The organism is Aliikangiella litoralis, assembly GCF_052495765.1.
Map to the genome: position 1 here is coordinate 1,562,934 of NZ_CP199292.1, position 23,062 is coordinate 1,585,995.

At 37.4% G+C, this 23,062-nt stretch carries 32 protein-coding genes; 26 read left to right on the plus strand and 6 right to left on the minus strand.

Annotation, left to right across the window (positions count from 1 at the left end; genetic code table 11):
- Positions 1-12: 12 nt before the first annotated feature.
- The 23 genes from ACT5E3_RS06520 (at position 13) to ACT5E3_RS06630 (ending at position 15,066) form a co-directional block, all read left to right on the plus strand.
- Positions 13-510, plus strand: a complete 498-nt coding sequence (locus ACT5E3_RS06520) for a hypothetical protein (RefSeq protein WP_444997498.1) — start codon at positions 13-15, stop codon at positions 508-510.
- 236 nt (positions 511-746) lie between these two features.
- The gene (locus ACT5E3_RS06525; RefSeq protein WP_444997499.1) at positions 747-1,079 is read left to right on the plus strand and encodes a hypothetical protein; all 333 of its coding nucleotides are present in this window, start codon (positions 747-749) and stop codon (positions 1,077-1,079) included.
- A 193-nt stretch (positions 1,080-1,272) separates the two neighbouring features.
- Entirely contained in the window at positions 1,273-1,647 is a 375-nt protein-coding gene (locus ACT5E3_RS06530; RefSeq protein ID WP_444997500.1) for a type II toxin-antitoxin system VapC family toxin, read from the plus strand.
- Between the two features lie 312 nt (positions 1,648-1,959).
- On the plus strand, positions 1,960-2,154 hold the full coding sequence (locus ACT5E3_RS06535; RefSeq protein ID WP_444997501.1) for a hypothetical protein: 195 nt from the start codon (positions 1,960-1,962) through the stop codon (positions 2,152-2,154).
- Complete coding sequence (locus ACT5E3_RS06540) at positions 2,135-4,066, plus strand: DUF2225 domain-containing protein (RefSeq protein WP_444997502.1); 1,932 nt, start codon at positions 2,135-2,137, stop codon at positions 4,064-4,066. The genes ACT5E3_RS06535 and ACT5E3_RS06540 overlap by 20 nt, the downstream gene beginning before the upstream one ends.
- 1,018 nt (positions 4,067-5,084) lie before the next feature.
- A complete protein-coding gene (locus ACT5E3_RS06545) occupies positions 5,085-5,462 on the plus strand; it encodes a hypothetical protein (protein WP_444997503.1) in 378 nt (125 codons plus the stop codon).
- The gene (locus ACT5E3_RS06550) at positions 5,462-5,818 is read left to right on the plus strand and encodes a hypothetical protein (protein ID WP_444997504.1); all 357 of its coding nucleotides are present in this window, start codon (positions 5,462-5,464) and stop codon (positions 5,816-5,818) included. The genes ACT5E3_RS06545 and ACT5E3_RS06550 overlap by 1 nt, the downstream gene beginning before the upstream one ends.
- Before the next feature lie 324 nt (positions 5,819-6,142).
- Positions 6,143-6,595 (plus strand): hypothetical protein, encoded by a 453-nt coding sequence (locus ACT5E3_RS06555; RefSeq protein ID WP_444997505.1) that lies wholly within the window; start codon positions 6,143-6,145, stop codon positions 6,593-6,595.
- Between the two features lie 268 nt (positions 6,596-6,863).
- A complete protein-coding gene (locus ACT5E3_RS06560; protein WP_444997506.1) occupies positions 6,864-7,283 on the plus strand; it encodes a hypothetical protein in 420 nt (139 codons plus the stop codon).
- 77 nt (positions 7,284-7,360) lie between these two features.
- Entirely contained in the window at positions 7,361-7,906 is a 546-nt protein-coding gene (locus ACT5E3_RS06565; protein ID WP_444997507.1) for a hypothetical protein, read from the plus strand.
- Positions 7,907-8,004: 98 nt separating this feature from the next.
- Positions 8,005-8,463, plus strand: a complete 459-nt coding sequence (locus tag ACT5E3_RS06570; RefSeq protein WP_444997508.1) for a Tse2 family ADP-ribosyltransferase toxin — start codon at positions 8,005-8,007, stop codon at positions 8,461-8,463.
- Entirely contained in the window at positions 8,463-8,690 is a 228-nt protein-coding gene (locus tag ACT5E3_RS06575; protein WP_444997509.1) for a hypothetical protein, read from the plus strand. The genes ACT5E3_RS06570 and ACT5E3_RS06575 overlap by 1 nt, the downstream gene beginning before the upstream one ends.
- Before the next feature lie 67 nt (positions 8,691-8,757).
- Complete coding sequence (locus tag ACT5E3_RS06580; RefSeq protein ID WP_444997510.1) at positions 8,758-9,132, plus strand: hypothetical protein; 375 nt, start codon at positions 8,758-8,760, stop codon at positions 9,130-9,132.
- Between the two features lie 92 nt (positions 9,133-9,224).
- The gene (locus ACT5E3_RS06585; protein ID WP_444997511.1) at positions 9,225-9,497 is read left to right on the plus strand and encodes a hypothetical protein; all 273 of its coding nucleotides are present in this window, start codon (positions 9,225-9,227) and stop codon (positions 9,495-9,497) included.
- Between the two features lie 108 nt (positions 9,498-9,605).
- Complete coding sequence (locus ACT5E3_RS06590; protein WP_444997512.1) at positions 9,606-10,001, plus strand: Tse2 family ADP-ribosyltransferase toxin; 396 nt, start codon at positions 9,606-9,608, stop codon at positions 9,999-10,001.
- Positions 10,002-10,256 carry a hypothetical protein gene (locus ACT5E3_RS06595; RefSeq protein WP_444997513.1) on the plus strand — a complete coding sequence of 85 codons (255 nt, stop codon included), beginning with the start codon at positions 10,002-10,004 and terminating at the stop codon, positions 10,254-10,256. It begins immediately after the preceding gene.
- A gap of 270 nt (positions 10,257-10,526) precedes the next feature.
- Positions 10,527-11,186 carry a DUF6000 family protein gene (locus ACT5E3_RS06600; protein ID WP_444997514.1) on the plus strand — a complete coding sequence of 220 codons (660 nt, stop codon included), beginning with the start codon at positions 10,527-10,529 and terminating at the stop codon, positions 11,184-11,186.
- Positions 11,187-11,274: 88 nt separating this feature from the next.
- On the plus strand, positions 11,275-11,811 hold the full coding sequence (locus tag ACT5E3_RS06605) for a hypothetical protein (RefSeq protein ID WP_444997515.1): 537 nt from the start codon (positions 11,275-11,277) through the stop codon (positions 11,809-11,811).
- A 158-nt stretch (positions 11,812-11,969) separates the two neighbouring features.
- Positions 11,970-12,470 carry a hypothetical protein gene (locus ACT5E3_RS06610; protein ID WP_444997516.1) on the plus strand — a complete coding sequence of 167 codons (501 nt, stop codon included), beginning with the start codon at positions 11,970-11,972 and terminating at the stop codon, positions 12,468-12,470.
- A gap of 65 nt (positions 12,471-12,535) precedes the next feature.
- Positions 12,536-13,003 carry a hypothetical protein gene (locus ACT5E3_RS06615; RefSeq protein WP_444997517.1) on the plus strand — a complete coding sequence of 156 codons (468 nt, stop codon included), beginning with the start codon at positions 12,536-12,538 and terminating at the stop codon, positions 13,001-13,003.
- Positions 13,004-13,082: 79 nt separating this feature from the next.
- On the plus strand, positions 13,083-13,424 hold the full coding sequence (locus tag ACT5E3_RS06620; protein WP_444997518.1) for a hypothetical protein: 342 nt from the start codon (positions 13,083-13,085) through the stop codon (positions 13,422-13,424).
- Positions 13,425-13,507: 83 nt separating this feature from the next.
- A complete protein-coding gene (locus ACT5E3_RS06625) occupies positions 13,508-14,377 on the plus strand; it encodes a hypothetical protein (protein ID WP_444997519.1) in 870 nt (289 codons plus the stop codon).
- Positions 14,378-14,631: 254 nt separating this feature from the next.
- Entirely contained in the window at positions 14,632-15,066 is a 435-nt protein-coding gene (locus tag ACT5E3_RS06630) for a hypothetical protein (protein ID WP_444997520.1), read from the plus strand.
- A 95-nt stretch (positions 15,067-15,161) separates the two neighbouring features.
- Here ACT5E3_RS06630 and tnpC read toward each other — a convergent pair whose 3' ends face one another.
- The 5 genes from tnpC to ACT5E3_RS06655 all read right to left on the minus strand — a co-directional run bounded on the left by tnpC (position 15,162) and on the right by ACT5E3_RS06655 (position 19,785).
- Positions 15,162-16,676 (minus strand): IS66 family transposase, encoded by a 1,515-nt coding sequence (gene tnpC / locus ACT5E3_RS06635; RefSeq protein WP_444995286.1) that lies wholly within the window; start codon positions 16,674-16,676, stop codon positions 15,162-15,164.
- 66 nt (positions 16,677-16,742) lie between these two features.
- Complete coding sequence (gene tnpB / locus ACT5E3_RS06640) at positions 16,743-17,099, minus strand: IS66 family insertion sequence element accessory protein TnpB (protein WP_444995285.1); 357 nt, start codon at positions 17,097-17,099, stop codon at positions 16,743-16,745.
- Positions 17,096-17,392, minus strand: a complete 297-nt coding sequence (tnpA, locus tag ACT5E3_RS06645; protein ID WP_444995284.1) for an IS66 family insertion sequence element accessory protein TnpA — start codon at positions 17,390-17,392, stop codon at positions 17,096-17,098. Before tnpA ends, tnpB begins: the two co-directional genes overlap by 4 nt.
- 387 nt (positions 17,393-17,779) lie before the next feature.
- A complete protein-coding gene (gene fghA / locus ACT5E3_RS06650) occupies positions 17,780-18,622 on the minus strand; it encodes an S-formylglutathione hydrolase (RefSeq protein ID WP_444997521.1) in 843 nt (280 codons plus the stop codon).
- A gap of 50 nt (positions 18,623-18,672) precedes the next feature.
- Entirely contained in the window at positions 18,673-19,785 is a 1,113-nt protein-coding gene (locus ACT5E3_RS06655; RefSeq protein WP_444997522.1) for an S-(hydroxymethyl)glutathione dehydrogenase/class III alcohol dehydrogenase, read from the minus strand.
- A 255-nt stretch (positions 19,786-20,040) separates the two neighbouring features.
- On the opposite strand from ACT5E3_RS06655, the gene ACT5E3_RS06660 reads away from it, so the two are divergent.
- Together ACT5E3_RS06660 and zapE are read left to right on the plus strand one after the other, a co-directional pair.
- Positions 20,041-20,721 carry an alpha/beta hydrolase gene (locus tag ACT5E3_RS06660; protein ID WP_444997523.1) on the plus strand — a complete coding sequence of 227 codons (681 nt, stop codon included), beginning with the start codon at positions 20,041-20,043 and terminating at the stop codon, positions 20,719-20,721.
- A 39-nt stretch (positions 20,722-20,760) separates the two neighbouring features.
- Entirely contained in the window at positions 20,761-21,855 is a 1,095-nt protein-coding gene (zapE, locus tag ACT5E3_RS06665; RefSeq protein WP_444997524.1) for a cell division protein ZapE, read from the plus strand.
- A 118-nt stretch (positions 21,856-21,973) separates the two neighbouring features.
- Here the strand turns inward: zapE and ACT5E3_RS06670 are convergent, their stop codons facing one another.
- Positions 21,974-22,309 (minus strand): HU family DNA-binding protein, encoded by a 336-nt coding sequence (locus ACT5E3_RS06670; RefSeq protein WP_444997525.1) that lies wholly within the window; start codon positions 22,307-22,309, stop codon positions 21,974-21,976.
- Between the two features lie 318 nt (positions 22,310-22,627).
- Here ACT5E3_RS06670 and rplM point away from each other — a divergent pair, with 318 nt between their 5' ends.
- Positions 22,628-23,056, plus strand: a complete 429-nt coding sequence (gene rplM / locus ACT5E3_RS06675; RefSeq protein WP_444997526.1) for a 50S ribosomal protein L13 — start codon at positions 22,628-22,630, stop codon at positions 23,054-23,056.
- Positions 23,057-23,062: the final 6 nt, after the last annotated feature.

Consider the following 23,062-nt stretch of genomic DNA (forward strand, 5'->3'; position numbering starts at 1 on the left):
GTAAAATAATTAATGAAATTTGAAATCATTTCAAATGAAATTTGGCTGAAATCAGAAATGGCTAGCCCTCATTTTTTATGTCAGTTACCTTTTAGTGTGTCAGAAATTGAAGCTATGATTGGTGTTGAGTTCGAAGAGCTCATTGAGGATGGCTTGGGAAGCGTTTGCTATGCTTTTATCTCATTCGATAATCATCAAGTTTTGTTGAAAGGATTTAATAATAGAAGTATAAAAGAGGATTTTTCCGTTTGTGCTTATATGCACAGTAGTGAAAGGAGCCCTGTAGAACTGCTGAGAAAAGTAACTAAAACTTTTGGAATAGATGAATCTCAGTTACTTGAGTTAGGTGAATATATGGATAGCCCTAAATACATCTTGAGCAGGCTTGATGATAACAATAATGAAGTTGAAATTAATAGATTTCACGATAAAAGAGTAGCCGAGTATTTGAGAAAAAAATATGAGGATAGAGGTCATAAGCAAGATTATTATGTTCAAGAAATTATTTAACAATGCGATGAGGTTTAGCGCTAAATTACACATGAAGTCAACTTTGCGTTAAATTCTTTTTTAAAAGCTTTTGGTGTTGACTAGAAATTAGGAATGAGTAATTCTGATGGTATGAATAAACATATTTTTAACTAACAGTTAGAGGGAAGAACATAACTTTATCTAAAATACAATTTGGTCTTTACTTCCTTACCGCTACTTTATTAGTGATATTTTTATCTGTGGGGTTTATCCAAATGAATGAGCCTGTAGAAAAATATAAAGAATATAGTGGTGCGTATTCACATAGGTTTGAATCTCTTCATTTTACACCATGTAATGGAAACGAATCATATTGGGCTGAAGGTTTTGATGAATTAATTCGTTATGATTTGAGATTCAAATATACTCAGTTGAAAAATGAGCAGAATTATATATTTATGCGAATTAAAGGTGAACTTAGTGAAGAAGGAAAATATGGGCATTTGGATATGTATAATAGAGAAATAGTCATTCATGAGATTCTTGAAGCAAAAACAGAAGTACCTGATACTTGCTTAAAGCCTTATAAAGAAGACGCTGTTAATTGAAGTCTTGTTGAATATCCAATTTTATATCTAAATGTTTTAAAATTGGTATGTCCGTTTTTATCTGTAAGTAGCTCGAACAAGGGGCAGGACTTTATAATGAAATCATCACAAGGTTAGATGTAACTTCTTTCAGAAAAAGCTATTCACAATAATACTCGTTATATGGCAATTAAACAAATAAAAAGATAGTAGAATGGAATTTAATCCTTACGATAATTTTGTATTTTTTGATTCTTGTGCATTTGACGGTGGTGGAGATCAAGAAGAGAAGGCTTCTATTGAAGCTCGCGAGATTTTGCACAAGAATAAAAAGAAAGTGATGCTTATGTACTCAGTTGTAAGTGAAATTAGAAATCAAAATATGCCAGATTGGATTCAAGAGATAGAACCTAAATCGCGTCAAACAGTTAAGTTAAATCTTACAAAGAAAGAAAGGAAAGTGTTACGCGAGATTGAGAATATAATTACTGGCAATGTTAAATTAAATAATCGAAAGCCTGATTGTTTACACGTTTTTGAAGCACAAAAGTATGGAGGATGTTTTGTGACCTCAGATAGAGAGATATAAGCACTCAGATATAATAAGAGATAAATACAGTCTTTATATTATCAAACCAAGCGAGCTGTTAGAGCTTCTTTATAAATATAATGAAAAAACATAACAAAAAAAGATGGAATAACCCCCATTTTAAACGCATCATTTCGTTACGGCTTATTATTAATACTAAGCTTAAAAATGGCTGCCTTGTTTTATTTTTTGCAATCAACTAACATCTCTTTTTGAGACATTTCCACATTTTGCTTTGACCACTTAGCACCGAATAAAATAATATGTTTTAATCGTTGGTTAATATCTGATCTGCTAATTGCCGAGGTTAAAATGTTTGACTCAATTTTAGAAAGTTTGTCTCAATTAAGTTTAGGTGAGTGGTTAGGTATTTTAGGAATTTTAGCAACGGTTATTATTGGTGTGATTTTTACCGGTAAAAAGACGATTCAAAAGACCAAAGGTAAAAACTCACCAATAATCAATGCAAAGGGAGATGCTAACTACCATGTTCAAGAAAAAGACTGAGCAAACAACTTCGGGAGACAACTCTCCCATTATCAATGCCGAAGGTAATGTTCACTATGGAATCAGTGAAGAGCATTACGCCATACTCTTAAAACAACTAGAGTTCATGCAAGAGCAAACCCAATCTAAAGATAATCAACTCGAACAAAATCAGAAAATTGTTGATAACTTCTTATCCCAAATAGCAGCCAAAGATAAAGATATTGCAGAGCTGCAACGAGAGCTTGAAGATTATAAGCAGCGGGTAGATAACCTATTAGGCGATAAACACATTTCAGCGGAAATTAAAAAGCTGGTTAATGAAGGAAAAATTGACCAAGCCGAAGAATTGGTGGATCAACATTATCAAGCGCAAGATAAAGCCTTAGAAGAGGGCTTAGCTTTAAGACATTATGAAAGAGCCAAAATAAAACGGTTAAAGCTTAAATACTATGAGGCTTACGAGTCAGCTAAAAAAGCAGTTGTTTTGAGTGCAAATAATATTGATATGCTTCAGTTGGCGGCAGATCGTGCGAGTGATATAGCGCAATATGATGAAAGCATTCATTGGAATGAGCAGGCATTAAATTTATTAAAAACAGATGATGTAAAAGCAATTGCGCGTATTCATAATCAATTGGGTTTAGCATGGCAGGATAAGGGAGTTTATGACCAAGCGATTGAGTATTTTGAACAAGCCTTGGCGAGTGATTTAAAAATCTTTGGCAAAGACCACCCCAGTGTAGCTACTCGTCATAATAATCTTGGGACCGCATGGCAGGACAAGGGAGATTATGACCAAGCGATTGAGTATTTTGAACAAGCCTTGGCAAGTGGTTTAAAGACCTTTGGTGAAGAATATCCACAAGTGGCTATTTACCGCAATAATCTTGGGTTAGCATGGCAGAACAAGGGAGAGTATGACCAAGCGATTAAGTATTTTCAATTAGCCTTGGCGAGTCACTTAAAGACCTTTGGCGAAGAGCATCCTAATGTTGCAACTTGCTACAATAATCTCGGGTTAGCATGGCAGTATAAGGGAGATTATAACCAAGCAATTAAATATTGTGAACTAGCCTTAGCGAGTGATTTAAAAACCTTTGGTGAAGACCATCCTAAAGTCGCTACTCGCTATAATAACCTCGGAGCGGCATGGTATGATAGAGGTGATTATGACCAAGCGATTGAGTTCTATGAACTAGCCTTGGCTAGTGATTTAAAGACCTTTGGTGAAGACCATCCCAGTGTGGCTGCTCGTCGCAATAATCTTGGGTTAGCATGGCAGAAAAAGGGAGGTTATGACCAAGCGATTAAGTATTTTCAATTAGCCTTGGTGAGTGATTTAAAGAGCTTTGGCGAAGAGCATTACAATGTGGCTAGAGTTCGTAATATTCTTGGGTTAGCATGGCAGAAAAAGGGAGGTTATGACCAAGCGATTAAGTATTTTGAATTAGCTTTGGCGAGTAATTTAAAGACTTTTGGTGAAGTTCATCCTAGTGTGGCTGCTTGCCACAATAATCTTGGGTTAGCATGGCAGAACAAGGGAGAATATGACCAAGCGATTAAGTATTTTGAATTAGCCTTGGCGAGTAATTTAAAGACTTTTGGTGAAGTTCATCCTAGTGTGGCTGCTTGCCACAATAATCTTGGGTTAGCATGGCAGAACAAGGGAGAATATGACCAAGCGATTAAGTCTTTTCAATTAGCTTTGGCGAGTAATTTAAAGAACTTTGGCCAAGACCACCCTAGTGTGGCTAAAGTCCACAATAATCTCGGAACAGCATGGCAGAACAAGGGAGATTATGAGCAAGCAATTAAGTATTGTGAAAAGGCTATTAAATGCCTTAAAAAAATATTCGGAAACACACATCCTAGTACAAAAACTGCTGAGTCAAATTTAGCTGGGGTGATAGCTAAAAAAAATCAAAGTTAGCATTAGGTTATTTCCATTTTAAAGATCACTGATAGTTGTACTCTAAAAAGCTTATTACTTACAAACTGCTCTACTTACTGCTTTTTTATTTTACCTTGTTTTTTGCTTAAGATTTTTTACAACTAAACTTCAACGCTTTAACAAACTTGTCAGGTTAGTTTTTTCTCTGCAATGACTATTTTTGTTTCTTTAATAAAGATCAATTTTACCTATCTACTAACAGATCAAATTGATTAAAAAAGAATAAGAATTCGTTCGTTAATATCCAAAATAAAAACGTTGTTTTTTCCAATTTTTTCTTAGGTTTTTATTGTGTTTTTATGATAGTATTTCTCCTGCAATCGACTGTTGTTCAGTCGGTCTTTTTGCAAGAGTTGGGTATTTGAATTGCGTTTTTTCTGTTTTTAAAAAACAGTGCCAAAGAAATAAAATTTGAATAACTCATACGTTGTAAACTAAAACCATTAACTTAAAAGTTAGTTGGCCGTTTAAGCGCCCCGGGCAACAGTTCGCACCTGCCACCCAGAGCTAGGCCACAGTCACTCTCAGAGGAGTAACCATGACTTATCTTTATTATAAAGCTTTGTCGCTAGCAGCGCGAGCCCAGTTTTTCAAACACCTTAGGTGTGTTTTCATTATCACTAATCTCCATGCCTTGCATTTAACTTTTTGTTTCTTAAAGAAAAAAATCATTATCTAGTCCTATTTTAACCAGTTTTAGACGAATTGTTTGATATTTGAGATATTCAAATTAAGCATTGTTGTGCCTAAAAAAGCCACAAGCAAGCTTAAAACAATCCGTCATAACCCAGTTTGAGAAGCTGGGTCAGTGCATGGTTAATGGGGCCCAATGAATGATATCGAATGCATAAAAAAGCGTTTAGGCGTTTTCTGGTCAGTTGAAAAGCTTGTTTTTGGAAATGGTTATTTTCATAAGCTAACTCATAAGCAGTATGACCAGTTTTTTAAAATCACAATTTAAACTGTTAGCAAAAGAAACACAAAAGGAATGTAAAAGATGCCATTACCACCCAATGATTTTTTTAATCAAAAACAATCACAAAAATCCATTGAACAACTGCTTATCGATGCCAGAAACTTATACGGTCTTTCCGGTGAACTCATTGGTATTTATTTACCCCTCTTTAAAAACACCCAACAACAATACCAATTGTTTTCACTTATTTGCAACTTCTTTCAAATGGAAAAGCGTTTTAATCTAAAACTGATAGAAATGAATATTGATGTCTTCAACTACCAATACAACACCGATATGTTATTTAACACACCTTTAGTCAAATATGATTTAGTGAGTAGCCTGAATCAATTTTTAGACGATGTGCAAAACGGAAAACAACCCCTCGTTGTTCGTTCACCCAACCGAGGGCGTTACTAATGAACCCGTTAGTTAAAAATAAAAAAATACTCTTTAAACAAAAAGAAATTGAAAGCATTTTATTAGAAAGCAGACAAGTTATGGACATTACCGCCCACTTTCTATGCTCACTACTAAAGTGTCAATTCAACCATGACCAACAAAACTTACTCTATTCATTATCACTCAGCTACAATCAAATGGAACAACTGATAAACAACACCTTAAAAACAAACTTAGGTATTGATGTATTTGAACAAAATCACTCAACCGCTTATTCAAGCATTAGCAAAGAGTTAACTATAAAATTTGAACAATTAGCTGAAATACTTCATCAAGAAATTCATAAAAAACAACAGGAGAATACAGAAAAATAAGCCAATAAAAACCAGCAAAATAATTTCAATTGCTCACAGTTGTTAAACCATTAAGAGAAGTACGCTTAGCTTTATTATTTAAACCTGAAACGAATAAAGCGTACTTTCTACATTTATTAATTTTTATCTGATTGATTTTATTATAGAATATTTTATTAATTGAATATTATATCGATTTAGTGAATATAATATTCCTAGAATTATCTTAAATAAAAGCTATAAGTTGCTGTTTAAATTAATAAAATAGACTAAATGCAGTGTATTATTAATAATATTAATGAGATTTACTGCATAGAATATGCTGTTAGCTACTGCGAGATTAGTATGGATTTGAAGTTGAACTTTGGCTCTCCACATCATGGATGGTTACCTTGTGAACTTAGACTGGGTGAACATTTTGTTGAATTTGAAGCGTCTGATGTTCCAAACAATCCAGTAGAGGATCTTGTTGACTGTCTTTGGAAAGCTATAAGAGGTGAAGCTTCAGAAGTTTGGTGGCATTTAGAACCAGCGGGATATTATTTCTTGATGGAGCCAAATGGGAGCGAGCTGTTATTTAAGCTCCAGTATTCACCGGACTCTACAATTGCTATGAGGCAAACAGTTTTAGAAGCACAACTTAACTTAAAAAGAACCTTAATGATGTTTTGGCGAAGTGCTAAGAAAACAGGTTCCTTTGCTGTTTCAGACACTGACTGGCCGGGTATAAACAATAAAGATATGGAAAAACTAAAACATAAAATTGCTACGATAAAACTGGACAGCCACTTCTTATAAATACTAAATCGACACATCTTTTACTTTGATGAATTAGTGTGTAACAGTGACTTGCTCAGTTGTTTTACGTTAACTCATTTTTAATGGAATAAAAAGTGCACTTGTATTTAATTGCAGTTAATCTTATTAAATACAGAGTTGACATAGCAGTGCGGTTAAGTAAGTATCTGATAATGATTAAAAAATTGAAATGCAGTTAAACAGTTGTTTGAATATTAATGAGATTAACTGCATAGAATATGCTGTTACGTATAAAAAGGAATTACCTATGAAGCTAATATTTTTAATATCTATTATTGCAATTTCAAATACAGTATTTGCATCTGATAATATTGAGTGCTTGTTTACAAAGTTTCATTTGGCTAACCATGCAAACACTACAATGAATGGCTATGCGAAAGTAAACCAATCATTGAGTATAGTTAAGCTAAAAACAGCACCTGAAACCTTGAAATTAGATGGTTCTAAAAGGGCGACGAATAGTAGTTATTGGGTAAAATTGATAAAAAATAATTTTGACGCGACGACGACTAGTTTTGTTGGCGATTTTGCGGATATTCTAACCATAGAACATGAGCTAGGTGAAAACGGAAAGGGGCTAAATGGTTGGTACTCCGCGTCATTGGTGTCATCCAATGTTTCTACAACAACAACGAATATCGGTAAATGTTTAATCAAAAATACGTAACCAGAAAATGTTGCGGATTCATTACTCGTGGCCTCGCAATGAATCGCAAATTTAAACGTTAGCTTTCTAGGAAACGTATGGAATATTTTGTAGAAATCGTAAAAGCACTAGCTTGGCCAATCTCGGTCATCTGGATAGGCTATATCTTTAGATCTGAGGTTCGCCAACTTTTAGAGCGGGTGTCTTCCTTCAAATACAAAGATGTCGAAGCAAGCTTTGAGAAAAGCCTAGTACAAGCAGAGCAGAGCGCGCGGAATATTGAAAAACCAAAACTAGATGAGTCTGAATCTGAGATTAGTCAAAAAGAGCAGTTATTGCGTATAGCAGAAGTTTCACCGCGTGCGGCTGTCGTTGAAGCTTGGACTCTTATTGAAACCGCAGCAATGAAAAATGGCTTGTGGGTGGGGACGGCCATAAAGCGAACTAATCCAAAGATGATACTAGATCACCTTGAATCGTCAGGTAAGTTTTCGCCAGAGAATCTGGGGTTGATTAACCAGCTTCGCCAAATAAGAAACAAGGCAAGCCATTTACCAGATTTTGCAGTTACACAAGCAGAGGCTGAGCGATATTTAGATTTGGCTGTAAAAGGTGCAGCGGTAATTGAAGCAAGCGTAAGCTAACAAGGCAATGGTTCGGAATTTTAAAAGCTCCGGCTTCGCCTCCACTTTTAAAATCCGCACATTGCGGCGTTAGCTTTTTTCAAATTACGGAGATAATCATGAAAAACCTAAAAGACATACTCATCGATGCTGGTGAAATCGATAAGTACTTTGATAAGCAAGTTCCTGTCAACTTGTGGCGCGCCAAAAATCTGAAATCTAAAGATCCCATATTCGGAATGGTTGAGCGAAAAGTTGTTCGCAATAACGGTAAGGTTCGACCAGCAGATATCACCATATATCAAAAAGGTGGTATCAGTTGGGTCTCAGTGCAAGATCGACCAAGAGGTATAAGTACCTTTGATAAGCCGAATGTTTTTTCACGGGGGAAATGGGACTATTATAAGATACCGGCAGGTACAGATATTCCCAACGGGCTTGCAATAGTAGAGGACGGAATGAATATTGCGTTGGGAGCGAAACATTACACAATTGCTCCAGCTTTTGATATGCCATTAGAACAATTCAAAAATCTGTTAAATATACTTGCACAAATTTTAGTTAGAGAGAGCGCTTAATGAATATTAGCAACAATATGGCACCACTTCTTGTTCAGGCGGTTCTTGACGCTATCAAGTTTAATCAGGAACTGTTGAAGAGTGATACGTTAAGAGATATAGAAGATCACGAAGAGTACTTAATGAGTCTTGGTAATCTATTAGGCCACGTAGAGGATGAATATAAAAAAATAGAGCAGGATGCTGGTATTCCTCTCTCCCATCTAAATCGGGGGGGTGAAAGCTAACAAAAACATGTAGCCGATGCAAAAAACGCATAGCTAATGTTGGCGTTAGGTATACAAATATTTAAGTATGATGAATATTTTTACAGATTATGATGAAGAGCTTTTCTTCAAGTTTACACTTAGTCCTGAAAAGGGATTGGCTGAGGTTGAATGGCTTGAGCACGATGAATTTCCACCTCTGTCACCGAGAAAAGCAATAGCATGTTCAAAGTTAGCACTAGAAAATATGCTAGCAAAATTTCGTGTAGCTGAAGATGCTCGTTTTGGAGAATGTGCTCTTTCATGCACAAACGACATGTGGTACTACATAGTAACGTGGTTTGTTTGGCCGCAAGAGCCGGGCGACATGTCTAGTATTCGAGTACCCGTTTATTTGAATGGTCAAGTACCAAGTTATGAAGTTTTTGATTACCAAAGCCGAGCTGAAGCTTGGAAAACCTAACAAGCGTTATTTGTTTATAGATTTAAACACAAGATGTTTTTAAAAATATTAATGAGATTTACTGGATATAATAAACGTTAAGTGAAAAAATTGTGGGATTGAAACTCTTTATTTTTGTATTTGTATTCTTGGGATTTGGTAGTCAAATTAACTCATCGACTGCTGCTTTTTCCGGTCATGAAGAAAATGGACACTTTTGGGGATTTTTAATTGTTTCATTATTGGTCGGAGCTTCCATAATTAGTAATAGTGTAAAAGTGAAAACTGATGGCCAATCTTACTTTAAGGGATTCGGGTGGATAAACTTAGGTTTATATATTGCTTTCAGCTTTGTGATGATAATAGCTTCATTTCTTGAGTTTTAATTTGTGGACTAAACATAAATAAATATGTATTTGTAAGCTGTCGCTTAACAATACACAAAATTAGCTTTAAGTTAATTAATCAACAAAGTACTATTAAAAGGAGTTTTTATGATAAATATCAAAGAGTTTTATTTATTCCCGGAAGATGTCTACCGAATGGGGAATTCGGGAAGTCACAGAATGTCGGTGATCAGGCGAAATGAGATCAATGTAATCGAACTTAAAGGTGTTCCCGTTGTTGTTGCTAATAACAAAGGCGTTAGTGTTTGGACCAAAGAGGGAGTAATTGAAAAAGGTCTTACGGGTTATGCGTGGCTGATTAAGTCAGGAACAGGAGTTCCACAAGGTTTGAAAATCGTAAATGATACACCTGGACATTATATGTTGGCACCAATAAGGAATATGCCTTTAGATTCTTACAAGGGTTTGCTTGAAGAAATGGGCGTGAAAAGTGAAAAATACCTTCAGATTAAAAAAGACGGTTCTATGATTAAGGTTGGTTAAATGACAAATACTATATTGAAAAGCATAAAATTGGAGCTATCGGAAAGAGAAGTTCGATATATTTCGCACGCATTGAGCGAGCTAATGATGAAGCTCCAAGATGAAATAGATAAAGATCCAGATGGTGATAATGACTTAACTCCCATGTATGCAGATGATGTTTTGAATCTACGTGATGCATATAATCATATTAAAGATGAGGCTGTTCCTATTTTTGGGGAGCAAGTTCTCACCGTTTCCTACGAAACTTTATAAGAGAGAATAGTTAACAAAGCGCTGCACTCTGATGTCCAAAGCTCTGTGCCTTTTGTGTATTCCGTTTTTTTATAAGTTAACACAAAAGGCGTCCTATTTGGGGCGGGGGTAAGAAAGTGACGCTGAATGGGACTCCCATGATTTTTAAAGTCTTAGAGGTGTTTGTGGAGACGAATCATAAAACTTAATTATATGATTTTTTAAAGTCTATAACTAGTCAAAGCAGCATACGCAAAAAATGCGAAACTGCTTGAGGTGTTAGGTGATCGTATGGCTATGAAGATAACCGAAAGAATAAAAGAACTCATGAAGCTACATTCTGCTGGTGCAACGGTCAGGAACAATAGTCCTTTTTCAGATATTGAAACTTCTTTAGGAAGTGATGAGTACGATCCGGAAGAATTAAGGAAGTGGGTGTTCCCAAGCCCTGGAGCAATATACGGACTAGATAAAAGCGAGGAATTTCTAAAGTTATGCCCGACTGTAACGCCTGAAATAGTTTTGGCACTACTTGCTGAGTTTAACTGGCGAGACAGAATTACTGCAGCCTGCTACTCGGCAGTATTGGGACTAAATGAACTAGAAACTGAAATAGGTAACCTTCTTTTAAAAAGTGAAGTTTGCTACGCAGGCAAAGGTTATTGTGTAGCACTTGCTAGCTTTAACTCTAAAGGGTCAATAGCATATTTGAATCAATATCTAGATTACTACCTAACGCAAATAGATAAGTGTTTTGATCAAGGTACAGCTATGGGAGCTCTAGCTTATTTGGATAATATTAATGGAACTGAGCTAGTGTCTACAAAGCTTGAGCTATGGAATGAATTTGTTAATGATAAAGAGTATTGGCAGCTAGAAGATTATATTTCTGATTTTGAAGAACAAATGAAGTCAGTCAAAAACTTGAAAGAGCAACTAAATGCCATTTAACAAGAGCTCGAAAGTTGGTTCTGCGAAAAAACACGCCTCACAATTTGAGTGAGCGTTATGCATCTGAAAAGAATAGTGGATATTTTAAGTGAATATTGAAGAAACGGCCGATCAAATAGAAATTATATTGAGGGGGGCTATTGAGGCATCTTCAAATTATGAAGCGGCGCCACACAATTATTGCATTTTGTTTAACCCTCAGCTTGATGAGCGCTGGGTATTGGTGTTCTTATTTAAAAATTCTGATAAACACCGAATCGCTTTAGAGAATGGTGTTTGTTTCTGGTTACATCAGTATTTTACGGACTGCGTTTCAAAAGATACGAAGCTAAACAATTTGAATTCATACGTCGCATTTGATTCTGGCGAGCTTCCGGAGAACCAAGAAGAATATGGTCAGTTACACGAAAAATTTGTAGCCGAACTCGAATCGTTAAAAAATGAGTCCGTAGATGGTCATGTTGAAATTTGCGGGTTATGTGAACATGACTTTAATAAGCACCAAATGCTAGGCCAAGCACAAGGTGATGAGATTGCTCCATCTAGGGGCTGGATGATTTGTCCTGATAAAAAGTGCGCATGTTTTAGAACGTGGAGTGCGAGTTATAGTGATGGAGATACATAGCAAGCAGTTGGTGTTAAGACAACTTACGCGTGCTGTCGCACAACCGAGTGTTATTTGTTTATAGATTTAAATACAAGATTTTTTAAAAAATATTAATGAGATTTACTAGATATAATAAGCGTTAAGAGGAAGATCGAATTTTGACACATAGGAATATCTTGATAATTGTTTTACGGTTGGCTGCGGTCTTTTTAGCAATTCGTGTTTTGGAAAATTTTCCACAACAATATGCTGGATATATTAATCTAGGAGACGAATATGGAACCCGGTCTTACCTGATATTTACAATCATAATTCCAAATGCTATTTCTCTGCTGTTCTCAGCACTATTTTGGATGTTTCCAAATAAACTTATAGCTACAATTGTTCCTGATGCTGCAAAGAATAAAAGTGACCCTGAGTATTTTGAGAGTTTGAATTCTGCGTTAGTCTCTGTGGTGGGAGTGTACATTGTCGCTTTTGGTCTTGCTGATTTAATTTATTTCTATGCGTTAAAACAAGAGATGATTAGCCAATTTGGTGAAGGTGCTGTATTGCAACCAACCGACCATGCAGCATTTGTAGCAACTTTTGTAGAAGTTGTGATTGGAACTCTTCTAATAATCGGAAATAAAGGTTTTACTAAAGCTATCTCCAAAATCCGACATAGAGGCTCTTAACAAGTATTTGAATTTTAATCGGTGATAAAACAACCTCTCAAATTAAACGAGCGTTATATAAACTTATGAAAAAGAAGAGCTACTCAAAACTACTAACGATGTTTTTCACTGCAGTGGCAGTTACTTTGCTTAATGAGCCAATCACGTACCTGGTTTCCCCCAATGAAAGTCTAGTGACGGAATCTGGCTGGAAGAGTTATGACTCTCCGAGGACAGCGCGAATTGAGTTTCTTTTATGGTATGGTGCAGATATCAACTATGCTTCTGAAGAGCATCGGTACCATACGCCATTAATTGAATCGATAATATGGGACAATCGAGAAGTAGCCGATTTACTTATTAAGAATGGAGCTAAACTAGAGTTGGGAGTGATGAAGCAAACATTTAATGGGAATTTAATGGACATAGCGTGTATTTATAATTCATCAAATTCAATCGAGTTACTGTCATCTTTGGGGTTAAAAGTAACGCGGGAACACAAAGATAGTGCGAAATCTAAAACGCAGAATGATAAGTGTCAACCGGATTTATAGCTATAAATTGCAAAATATTCCGGTTAAACTACAACTTGAATTTTTGAATTGAGCATTACATAAAAAAAGAGGAAATGTTTTGAAAAAATTAATTGGTATTATCGGTTTATCCATTGTCTGCGGAAATACTTTCGCTGGTAATACAACGGTAACAACTAAAATTGATAAACTATATAGCTATGCTGAACAAGGTATATTTGATGGAGATATCGCTATTTTGATTTCAAATCCACCCGTAGGTTGTGAAGGCGGATACTGGCTACGAAAAGCAGATACCTTGGGTTATAAAAACACTCTGTCATTTCTTTTGTCTGCATTTCATTCTCAAACAACTGTCAGCCTGAGTGGAAATAATAATGAGTTGTGGTCTGGTTCTTCTAACAAATACTGCCGACTTGATCAAATAGCGTTAATGAAATAGTGTAACCAGTGTATAGGTTTCGATTCGGCGAAAAGCATACGCAAAAAATGCGCAGCTACTTGAGGTGTTAACAGAACAACCCAATGGATAAAGCACTAGAGTTAAAAATCAGTGTAGATAAAGGTCTCTCTATTTCACGGAGTGAGGCATTACAACGGCTTGCACAATCGGCGCTTGTAAAAAAGCTTACACGAGATTGGAGCGATGACCCTCTATTTTGTGTGTGGAGACTCATTGCGTTGAGCGAGATACCTTATGCCCGACACCTGGAATATACCCGCAAACTAATTGATTGGATCTTTGAGAATCTTGCAACGCCTTTTGGCTTCTCGTTAAGTGGTGATGAAAAGTATTTTTTACCTTGTTATAACGCAATGCTAGTTTCTGCGATGTGCCGGCTAGAGCAATCTAAAGCAGAGTCGGTTTTGAATGGTGTTGAATGGATTGTTACCTATCAACCAATGGAGCGAGGAATATCAGTATCTATTCCAAAATTGAATTTTGATAGATTCGGTGGTTGTTTTAAAAGTACGCCTTGCTACATTGGAGTCGCCAAGTCTGTATTTGCATTGTTTTCTTACTGGGAGATAACTGGAGATGCAAGCGTTAACGAAAAATTGAAGCAAGGCAAAGAGTACTTACTCGAACATCATCTAGTAAAAAAGCGTAGCGATGGCAAGCCTATTACCGGACATATTATGGATATTTCATTTCCTGAGTCTTACAACCTAAACATTGTTGAACTGATTCGTTTTGCTGGTAATGCCAAACTTTTGGATGATCCTAGAACGCTATATGCAATACGTTATTTGGAGGCCAAAAAAGAAAAGTTGGGTTGGAAAACAGATTTTCGCTATAAAGCGAAAGGATACACTACCTTTGATGATGGTAGAAAAACAGGTGATTGGGTAACTTATGTGATCAATCAGGCATTAAATACAAGGCGATGCTAATAAAGCTTTGTACGGATAAGTTGTTAGGCAGCGTTGCGATCATTGCTAGCACCGTTATGTTGAAAAGGAGTTCGAGTTATGAATGTGTCTGACCTTTCCCCCAAAACTATACCAGTTAATAGTAGAGAAAAGAATTCAGATTTTTTAAAGCGAGTACGTACAGAAGTTAGTAAGCAAATAAAATAGTCTCATTGAAAAATGTGTTAAAAATAAGTTTAGGTAGAGATCTTTCTATAATTTAATAAGGACGATTCATGCGTTTAATAGTATTTTTAATAATCCTATGCTCTTTTGACGTCTTTGCTTGTGTTCCTTGCGATAAGAATGCAACAAAGATGATATTTAAAGTCCCTGCACCGAATTTCCCTCAAAGTTATCATAGCGAGAGAGATAGGGGGTATGTGAAATACAAAGTTGGAAATGGAAATCGCAACTTGGAGAAGCAAATTGAAATTATTGAGTTATCTCCACCGGACGCTCCTCGAACGAGCATTCTTAAAATGTTAAGCAAAGTAGAATATCGATATGTTATTAAAAAAGGTCACTATTCTGGTTGTATCGAAAGTTATGAGTTTGAAATAGAGTTTCAACTTCCTCAAAGAATCAAGATTGACAATGAGGTAAAATTACCACTACCTAAGATTAAAATTAACCAGTCATTGCAACTGAATGATTCTGTTAAACAATGAAGCGTTTACACCCTAGGCTACCAATTCTTATTCTGACTGTATGGGCTATATATGCTTGTTCTTGGGTAAGCGTCTGCTAATTCCACCTAGCGATTTTATCTATTGTTAAAATTCCAAGGCATTAATGCTTCAATGTTGGTGGTCGCTCTCGGTAACTCAGTCAGCAGATAGTTCAGATAATCAAATGGAATGAGTCCATTCGCTTTAGCGGTTTCAATCAGACTGTAAAGTGTTGCACTGGCTTGTGCGCCTCTGGCGGTATTGGCAAATAGCCAGTTTTTACGCCCAATGACCAGCGGTTTAATAGCCCGCTCAGCCCGGTTGTTATCAATATTCAGTTGGCCATCTTCAGTGTAGCGAATGAGTTTGGGCCATTGATTCAAACTGTAAGCAATGGCTTTGCCTATCGCGGATTTCGGTGGGACTTGTAGGGCAGATTTATCCAGCCACGTTTTAAACTGATTGAGTAGCGGCAGAGCTTTTTCCTGCCGCTGATTCAATTTTTCATCGGACGATAGTGCCTTGATTTGCGTTTCAATCCGATACAGCTTTTTGATGTGGCTAATGGCCCAGTTAGCTTTACCGGTTTTATTTTTTCCCTGGACTTTTTCTGCCTCAATAAACTTACGTCTAGCATGGGCCCAACAGCCCACGAGTTTGGCTTGGGTTTGTTCATAGCCCGCATAGCCATCCGCTTGCAAATAGCCTTTAAAGTCCTGCAAAAAATCAACAGCGCACTGCCCACGACGACTGGCTTGATAGTCAAACAACACCATATTCGGTATCCCATTATCTTGAGGCGAGTCAGAGCCTGTGCAGTAAAGCCACATATAGCATTTAACTTTATCCTCACTAATCACATTCAATGTCGTCTCATCTGCCTGGATGACGGGTTGTTGTAACATCAATTCATGCCAACGTTCAATAATGGGTTTAAACAATTCAGCACACTTTAACATCCATTCACTCAGAGTTTTGCGGTTAAGTTCAACACCGTGTTGCACAAAGAGTAGCTCTTGTCGATAAAGCGGCAGGCTATACTGGTACTTGCTGGTTATCACCTGACTCAACAAGGAAGGCGTGGCCATACTCTTCGGAATGGGACTGACTGGTACGGCCGCTTGTTTGATGCTAACTTGCGTTTCTTTTTTCTCACAAGTCCGGCAACTATATTTAGGGCGAACATGTTCAATCACTTTAATGCTCGCTGGAATAAATTCTAACTGCTCACTTTTATCTTCACCCATTCGGTGAAGCTCACCACCACAACAATCACAAACTTTTTCTTCATCAGCTATGTCATGAATAATCACTTCTCGCGGTAAATCTTGCGGGAGCGGCTTTCGTTTGGGTTTATTGCGAGTGTAACTGATACTCTCTTTTTCTGGCTCAATACCCTCATCAGCAATTTGCTCCGCTTCATTAAATAAGTCTAACTGTTCTTCGTGAGCTTCACTGCTTTGACCAAATCGCTTGTGTTGCGCCAGACGAAATTGTTCTAATAAATACTGATTTTGAGCCATGAGCTGTTTATTTTTCTCACGCTCGGTCAGAAGCAGCGCTTTGAGCGCTGCCATATCATCAGGGAAAATATCTGGTGAGTGTTTCATGGCCGACAGTCTAACAGAGTTGACGGCCCGGTAACCTAATTGACGATCAGCGGTTGATTTTTTTGATCAACGGACCCTTTCAAATGTGATAGCTTGATGGCCTTGCATTCGACTAATATCTAGCCCGGATAATAACCAACACCACTGTTGCTCGGTTAAAGCCATCATGGCCTGAGAATGTTTTTTCGGCCACTTGAATTTCTCTTTTTCCAGACGTTTATACCATAAGGCAAAACCGGTGTTATCCCAGTAAAGCACTTTGAGTTTATCTCTCGCTTTATTGCAAAAAACGAATAGCGCTTCACTGAAAGGTGAGAGTGCCATCTCCTGCTCCACTATCACCGTTAAACCGTTTATTGATTTGCGAAAATCCACCGGGTCTCGATGCAGATAAATCAACTCGAAATCGGTTGCGGATTTCATACTAATGCCTTAACAAGCTTCGCTAACCAGTTGGCCTCTACTGAATCGGGTAAACTCAATTGCAGCTCTCCAACTTTCATTTCAATCTGTGTCGGTCTTGACTTGGGACGATTCACTCGGATAAATGACTGAGTACCTTGGAGCCGCTCGGCTTTCCAGTTTAAATCCAGCTTCCGCTTGCTGAAGTATTTGGCACACAATCGATTCTCTCGACAAAAAGCGGCTGCCGTTAAACCACTTTCATCGTGTTGTTTAAATAATGACAACCATTCTTGCTCGCTACGTTTGTTCATCTTAAAGTCTCCTGAATTAAAAAAACTGAAGACTTTAAGCTTTTAAAATATCTTCACAAGGTGGGGATAACTAGATGTTCACGTTCTTGGTTGGCTTCGATATTAGGTTTTGCCTTGTTGATAGTTTTTATTACATATATGCCATATAAGATTGATAAATCAGATCCTGCAAACAAGATTATAGAAAGAGTGAATAAAAATGTTTAACAAGCGGCTGCTATGGATAAGTATTCGTCTGACCTGTATATAGACGTTTGACCGAAGAACACTTAGTTATTACTTGTGTTAAAAGAAAATAACTTTATTGAAGCATTAACTTATTTAGAAAATAAAAGTTTAAAGTGAGCCTGTCAACCAAGGTTGATAGACTCACAAATTAAGATAATTTTATTTAAGATTGGAAGCGTGAAACTCAATATGATCTTGCATAAAAGTATTCATTAAATAATAGCTATGGTCATAACCTTGTTGCATTCTCAGCTTTACGGCTTGTCCATGTTCTTCACAAGCTTTCACAAATATTTCAGGTTTAAGTTGCTCTTGCAAAAAGTTATCACTGGTTCCTTGATCAATTAATATTTCATTGGGGCTTTTGTAACCCTCAATAATTAGCTGAGTGGCATCGTAGTTTTTCCAGTTTTCTCGATCGCTTCCTAAATAACCCTCAAATGCTTTGTGTCCCCAAGGGCATTGCATGGGTGCAACGATTGGAGCAAATACTGAAATTGAACGAAATTGCTCAGGATGTTTTAGTCCAATGGTTAATGCGCCGTGTCCTCCCATAGAATGACCAAAAATACCACACTGTTCATGATTAACCGGAAAGTGCTTTTCAATTAATTGAGGCAGTTCTTTAACAACATAATCATACATTTGGTAAGTGGTAGACCAAGGAGCTTGCGTTGCATTTAAGTAAAAGCCGGCACCACTGCCAAAATCGTAGCTGTCATGTTCGCCATCATAATCAGTACCGCGAGGACTCGTATCGGGGCAAACAATAATAATGCCGTGTTGACTGGCATATTGTTGAAAACCGCCTTTTGTAGTGACATTTTCTTGGGTGCAAGTCAGGCCCGATAAATAATAAAGTACTGGAAAATGTTGGTTATCACTATTATCTGGTACATAAACACTGAATTCCATTTCACATTGAGTCGATTCAGCAAGGTGTGTATAAACGCCTTGCTGACCATTAAATGAACGTTGTTCGCTTTTGGTATTGATTGTCATCTTATAATTTCCAAATATTAATTCTGATAAACCTTTCTGCTCATGAGGTATTAATCAAATAAAACAACACTGCGAATACTTTCTCCGGCATGCATTAAATCAAAAGCGGAATTGATATCTTCTAATGGCATTGTATGGGTGATTAAATCATCGATATTGATTTTGCCATCCATATACCAGTCAACAATTTTAGGCACGTCAGTACGCCCTTTGGCGCCACCAAAGGCCGATCCTCTCCAGACTCGTCCGGTGACTAGCTGAAATGGACGGGTTGATATTTCTTGTCCTGCTCCTGCCACGCCAATTATAGTGCTTTCCCCCCAGCCTTTATGACAGCATTCTAAAGCGTCGCGCATCACATCAACATTGCCTATGCATTCAAAAGAGTGATCGGCGCCACCCTTGGTTAACTCAACTAAGTAAGGCACCAGATCGCCTTTAACTTCTTTAGGGTTGACAAAGTGAGTCATACCAAACTTTTCAGCCATGACTTTTTTTGCTGGATTCATATCAACGCCCACAATCATGTTGGCACCAACCATTCGAGCACCTTGTATAACGTTAAGTCCGATTCCTCCTAAACCAAATACAATCACATTATCGCCAGGTTTGACTTTAGCAGTATTAACAACTGCACCAATGCCTGTGGTGACTCCACAGCCGATATAACAGACTTTATCAAAAGGTGCGTCCGGTCGAATTTTAGCTAATGCAATTTCGGGGACTACGGTAAAATTAGAAAAGGTTGATGTGCCCATATAATGATGGATCTTGTCGCCATTTAAAGAAAAACGCGAAGTACCGTCGGGCATTAAACCTTGTCCTTGAGTTTCTCTGATAGCTTGGCAAAGATTGGTTTTACCTGATAAACAATATTCACATTGTCGACATTCTGGCGTATAAAGTGGAATAACGTGATCACCGGGTTTTAGTGAAGTGACGCCTGCGCCGACTTCTCGAACAATGCCTGCACCTTCATGACCTAAAATAGCTGGGAATAAGCCTTCTGGATCGGCACCTGACAAGGTAAATTCGTCGGTGTGGCAAACACCGGTGGCTTTGATTTCAACCAGGCACTCGCCTGCTTTTGGGCCGTCGAGTTTAACTGTTTCAATGGTGAGAGGTTTTCCTGCCTGAAAGGCAACAGCTGCTTTAGTTTCCATAAAATAGTCCTTCGCGATTTCTGAGTGTTAATTAGATGTTGGTTATTGAAAAGTATTGTCCTACCTGAACATAGGATTTGCAACTGGTGAAAGCATCAATCAATGATTCGTTAGTTAATATCTATCAAGCGTTATTGGGCGGATGGTGTTATTTGAAAGGCGAAAAATCATTAAAAGGTGCTGATATATAGCCGATTGAATCAAAACTGTTTTGATAAGAGTTTTCTTCTCAGGGATAGCCGTCGGTGAATAATAATGAGAAAATACGCTTTAATCATTGAATGTTGGATTGATAGTGATATGAAGATTATTTCCCAGGCCGTAAAGTTTGAAGGAGAGGCTGGTGTTATTCAGGGAACTTTGGATTTGCCTTCTGAGTCGGTTAGAAGCGGTTATATTTCGGTTAATTGTCATCCTCACTCGCTGCATGGCGGCAGCATGACTAATAAAGTGATTCACACCGTTTCACGTAGTATCGCTGGACTGGGAATACCCAGCTTGCGTTTTAACTTTAGAGGTGTCGGCCAAAGTGCAGGTGAATATGACGAAGGGCAAGGCGAGCAAGCTGATTTAAAGGCAGCCGTTGATTGGATGCAGCAACAATACCCAGGCGCCAAGTTAATTTTAAGCGGCTTTTCTTTTGGCTCTTTTGTTTCTGCTTCTTCGGCATCTAGTTTGTGTCCAGTCATGTTATTAAGTGTTGCCCCCCCTGTTAAGCGTTTCGATTTTTCTGAGTTCCAGCAGCCCGATTGTAATTGGGTGGTTATTATGGGGACTGAAGATGAGTTAGTTGAGTATTCTGCGGTAGAAGATTGGGTTGATTCTTTTGCTTCTCCTCCTGAGCTAATTACCATGCAAGGAGCTAGTCATTTTTTCCACGGACGCTTAGTCGAGCTAAGAGAGCATATTGAAAAAGTGGTGGGTTCAATTGTTTGAACTGTGCGTAAAGAATATATTAAGACTGGCAAAAAGTTAATGATGACTCCGTTAGAAAAATATCATCAAGATATGTCGACAGGTGAATACTCTGCCGATGATGCCCAAGCAAATGCCGCCAGTTTGTTGGACGATTTGTTTCATCGTTTATGCAAAGCTAATCAGCCTAAAGGATTGCTCGCTAAATTAGCGGCAAAAATGACTAGTGCTAAAGAACCAGAAAAAGGGCTTTATTTTTGGGGGGGTGTTGGACGTGGTAAGACCTATTTGATGGATATGTTTTATGATCAACTGCCTTTTAAAAATAAAATGCGGCTACATTTTCATCGTTTTATGCATCAATTACATGAGCAGTTAAAAGCGCATAAAGGTAATAGAGATCCTTTGCTTATAATTGCTGATGAAATAGCGGATAAAACTTGTGTGATTTGTTTTGATGAGTTTTTTGTCAGCGATATCACGGACGCAATGTTGTTAGGTGGACTGTTTGAAGCTTTGTTTGCCAGAGGGGTTACTTTGGTTGCCACGTCAAATATACCGCCTGAGAAACTTTATTGGAACGGTTTGCAAAGAGACCGTTTTTTACCTGCAATAAAACTGATTCAACGCCATACTTTGGTCGTAAATATCGATAGTGGAATTGACTACCGATTACGAACGCTTGAGCAAGCCGATATATTTCACTGTCCTCATGATCAGGCTGCGTTGGATAACTTGAATAACAGTTTCGATCACCTTGCTACTGAGGAGTATAAAAAAGGTGTTGAAATCGAAGTTGAACACCGTCTTATTAAAACGGTTAGGTGTGCCGAAGGAGTGGTTTGGTTTCGCTTTAAAGAAATATGTGAGAGTGCTCGAAGTCATGCTGATTATATTGAATTATCGCGTTGTTATAACACTGTAATGGTCAGTGAAATTCCATTATTAGAATCGAAAGATGACTCGGCTGCGCGTCGTTTTATTAGCTTGGTTGATGAGTTTTATGAAAGAAATGTCAAATTGATGATTACCGCTGAAGTTGAGTTAGAACAACTTTATCAGGGAAAACAGTTGACGTTTGAGTTTAAGCGAACATTAAGCCGATTACAGGAAATGCAATCGAAGGAATATTTAGCGAAAGAGCATTTGGCTTAGATGCTTTCTTATTTTTGAGATAGAGGCGATTATTGTTTAGAGCTGGGCAAAGAAGCAATAGTCGTTGAAAGGAAAAGGCCTTTAAATTGAATCATTTAAAGGCCAGCAAGATAGGGGATTAAGAAACCATATCTTTCATTTTCTTTAAAGGGCGAACCTTAACTTGTACAGAAGCTGGTTTAGCTTTAAACATTGTTTCTTCGCCAGTAAAAGGGTTGATACCTTTTCTTGCTTTAGTAGCTTTTTTCTTGACTGTCGCAATTTTCATCAGACCAGGTAAAACAAATTCACCACACCCACGTTTCATAATATGACGCTCAATTACATCTGATAATTCATCAAGTACTGAAACGACTTCTTTTTTGCTTAAATTAGTAGATTCTGCAATCTCAGTTATAATTTGGGTTTTAGTGTATCTTTCTTTGATGCTTTTTAATTTTTTTGCAGTAGCCATAATAGTTCCTGAAAAGTTAATATTTAGTGGTTTTTGATTAAGTGTATGCTTATTTATCGATATAACGCACTTAACTGTAGTGCTTTTTAACTTAGAAATAGCGGGAAATAAAGAATTATTTTAAAAAAATTAACATTGCCCCGCAGTTTTCCTTATATTAGACATAAAAAAACGTTCGAACAAACGAAATTTAGCTAAAGTTGACTTTTTAGCTAAAAATAGGTTGTGCCGGGGCCGTGGTTTCTGTAAAATTCGCGCTCTTTTTTGATTGTATGATTAATTAGCAGGCATAAGCAAAGCCGTCATTTGGAGCTAATAATGAGAACTTTTAGTGCAAAACCAGAATCTGTTAAACGTGATTGGTACGTTGTGGATGCTTCTGGAAAAACACTTGGCCGTTTGGCCACTGAAATTGCCCTACGTTTACGTGGCAAACATAAAGCAGAATATACCCCTCACGTTGATACTGGCGATTATATCGTTGTTGTAAATGCTGAGAAAATTGCTGTAACAGGCAATAAAGAAGCTGCTAAAACCTATTACCACCACACTGGTTATCCAGGCGGAATTCGTGGTATTACATTAGGTAAATTACGTGAAAAAGCGCCTGAGCGCATCTTGCAAAATGCCGTTAAAGGTATGATTCCTAGCAATCCGTTAGGTCGTGCATGTTTACGTAAATTAAAGATTTTTGTTGGTCCTGAGCACACTCATCAGGCACAACAACCTAAAGAACTTAATATTTAATTGGTG

Coding starts and splice junctions, on each gene's coding strand:
- ACT5E3_RS06555 (WP_444997505.1), top strand. CDS start 6,143: ATGGATTTGAAGTTGAACTTTGGCTCTCCACATCATGGATGGTTACCT.
- ACT5E3_RS06660 (WP_444997523.1), top strand. CDS start 20,041: ATGAGAAAATACGCTTTAATCATTGAATGTTGGATTGATAGTGATATG.
- ACT5E3_RS06560 (WP_444997506.1), top strand. CDS start 6,864: ATGAAGCTAATATTTTTAATATCTATTATTGCAATTTCAAATACAGTA.
- ACT5E3_RS06630 (WP_444997520.1), top strand. CDS start 14,632: ATGCGTTTAATAGTATTTTTAATAATCCTATGCTCTTTTGACGTCTTT.
- zapE (WP_444997524.1), top strand. CDS start 20,761: ATGATGACTCCGTTAGAAAAATATCATCAAGATATGTCGACAGGTGAA.
- ACT5E3_RS06655 (WP_444997522.1), bottom strand. CDS start 19,785: ATGGAAACTAAAGCAGCTGTTGCCTTTCAGGCAGGAAAACCTCTCACC.
- ACT5E3_RS06590 (WP_444997512.1), top strand. CDS start 9,606: ATGATAAATATCAAAGAGTTTTATTTATTCCCGGAAGATGTCTACCGA.
- ACT5E3_RS06625 (WP_444997519.1), top strand. CDS start 13,508: ATGGATAAAGCACTAGAGTTAAAAATCAGTGTAGATAAAGGTCTCTCT.
- ACT5E3_RS06520 (WP_444997498.1), top strand. CDS start 13: ATGAAATTTGAAATCATTTCAAATGAAATTTGGCTGAAATCAGAAATG.
- fghA (WP_444997521.1), bottom strand. CDS start 18,622: ATGACAATCAATACCAAAAGCGAACAACGTTCATTTAATGGTCAGCAA.
- rplM (WP_444997526.1), top strand. CDS start 22,628: ATGAGAACTTTTAGTGCAAAACCAGAATCTGTTAAACGTGATTGGTAC.
- ACT5E3_RS06530 (WP_444997500.1), top strand. CDS start 1,273: ATGGAATTTAATCCTTACGATAATTTTGTATTTTTTGATTCTTGTGCA.
- ACT5E3_RS06535 (WP_444997501.1), top strand. CDS start 1,960: ATGTTTGACTCAATTTTAGAAAGTTTGTCTCAATTAAGTTTAGGTGAG.
- ACT5E3_RS06600 (WP_444997514.1), top strand. CDS start 10,527: ATGGCTATGAAGATAACCGAAAGAATAAAAGAACTCATGAAGCTACAT.
- ACT5E3_RS06670 (WP_444997525.1), bottom strand. CDS start 22,309: ATGGCTACTGCAAAAAAATTAAAAAGCATCAAAGAAAGATACACTAAA.
- tnpB (WP_444995285.1), bottom strand. CDS start 17,099: ATGAAATCCGCAACCGATTTCGAGTTGATTTATCTGCATCGAGACCCG.
- ACT5E3_RS06540 (WP_444997502.1), top strand. CDS start 2,135: ATGTTCAAGAAAAAGACTGAGCAAACAACTTCGGGAGACAACTCTCCC.
- ACT5E3_RS06550 (WP_444997504.1), top strand. CDS start 5,462: ATGAACCCGTTAGTTAAAAATAAAAAAATACTCTTTAAACAAAAAGAA.
- ACT5E3_RS06570 (WP_444997508.1), top strand. CDS start 8,005: ATGAAAAACCTAAAAGACATACTCATCGATGCTGGTGAAATCGATAAG.
- ACT5E3_RS06595 (WP_444997513.1), top strand. CDS start 10,002: ATGACAAATACTATATTGAAAAGCATAAAATTGGAGCTATCGGAAAGA.
- ACT5E3_RS06580 (WP_444997510.1), top strand. CDS start 8,758: ATGATGAATATTTTTACAGATTATGATGAAGAGCTTTTCTTCAAGTTT.
- ACT5E3_RS06575 (WP_444997509.1), top strand. CDS start 8,463: ATGAATATTAGCAACAATATGGCACCACTTCTTGTTCAGGCGGTTCTT.
- tnpC (WP_444995286.1), bottom strand. CDS start 16,676: ATGAAACACTCACCAGATATTTTCCCTGATGATATGGCAGCGCTCAAA.
- ACT5E3_RS06565 (WP_444997507.1), top strand. CDS start 7,361: ATGGAATATTTTGTAGAAATCGTAAAAGCACTAGCTTGGCCAATCTCG.
- ACT5E3_RS06525 (WP_444997499.1), top strand. CDS start 747: ATGAATGAGCCTGTAGAAAAATATAAAGAATATAGTGGTGCGTATTCA.
- tnpA (WP_444995284.1), bottom strand. CDS start 17,392: ATGAACAAACGTAGCGAGCAAGAATGGTTGTCATTATTTAAACAACAC.
- ACT5E3_RS06615 (WP_444997517.1), top strand. CDS start 12,536: ATGAAAAAGAAGAGCTACTCAAAACTACTAACGATGTTTTTCACTGCA.
- ACT5E3_RS06545 (WP_444997503.1), top strand. CDS start 5,085: ATGCCATTACCACCCAATGATTTTTTTAATCAAAAACAATCACAAAAA.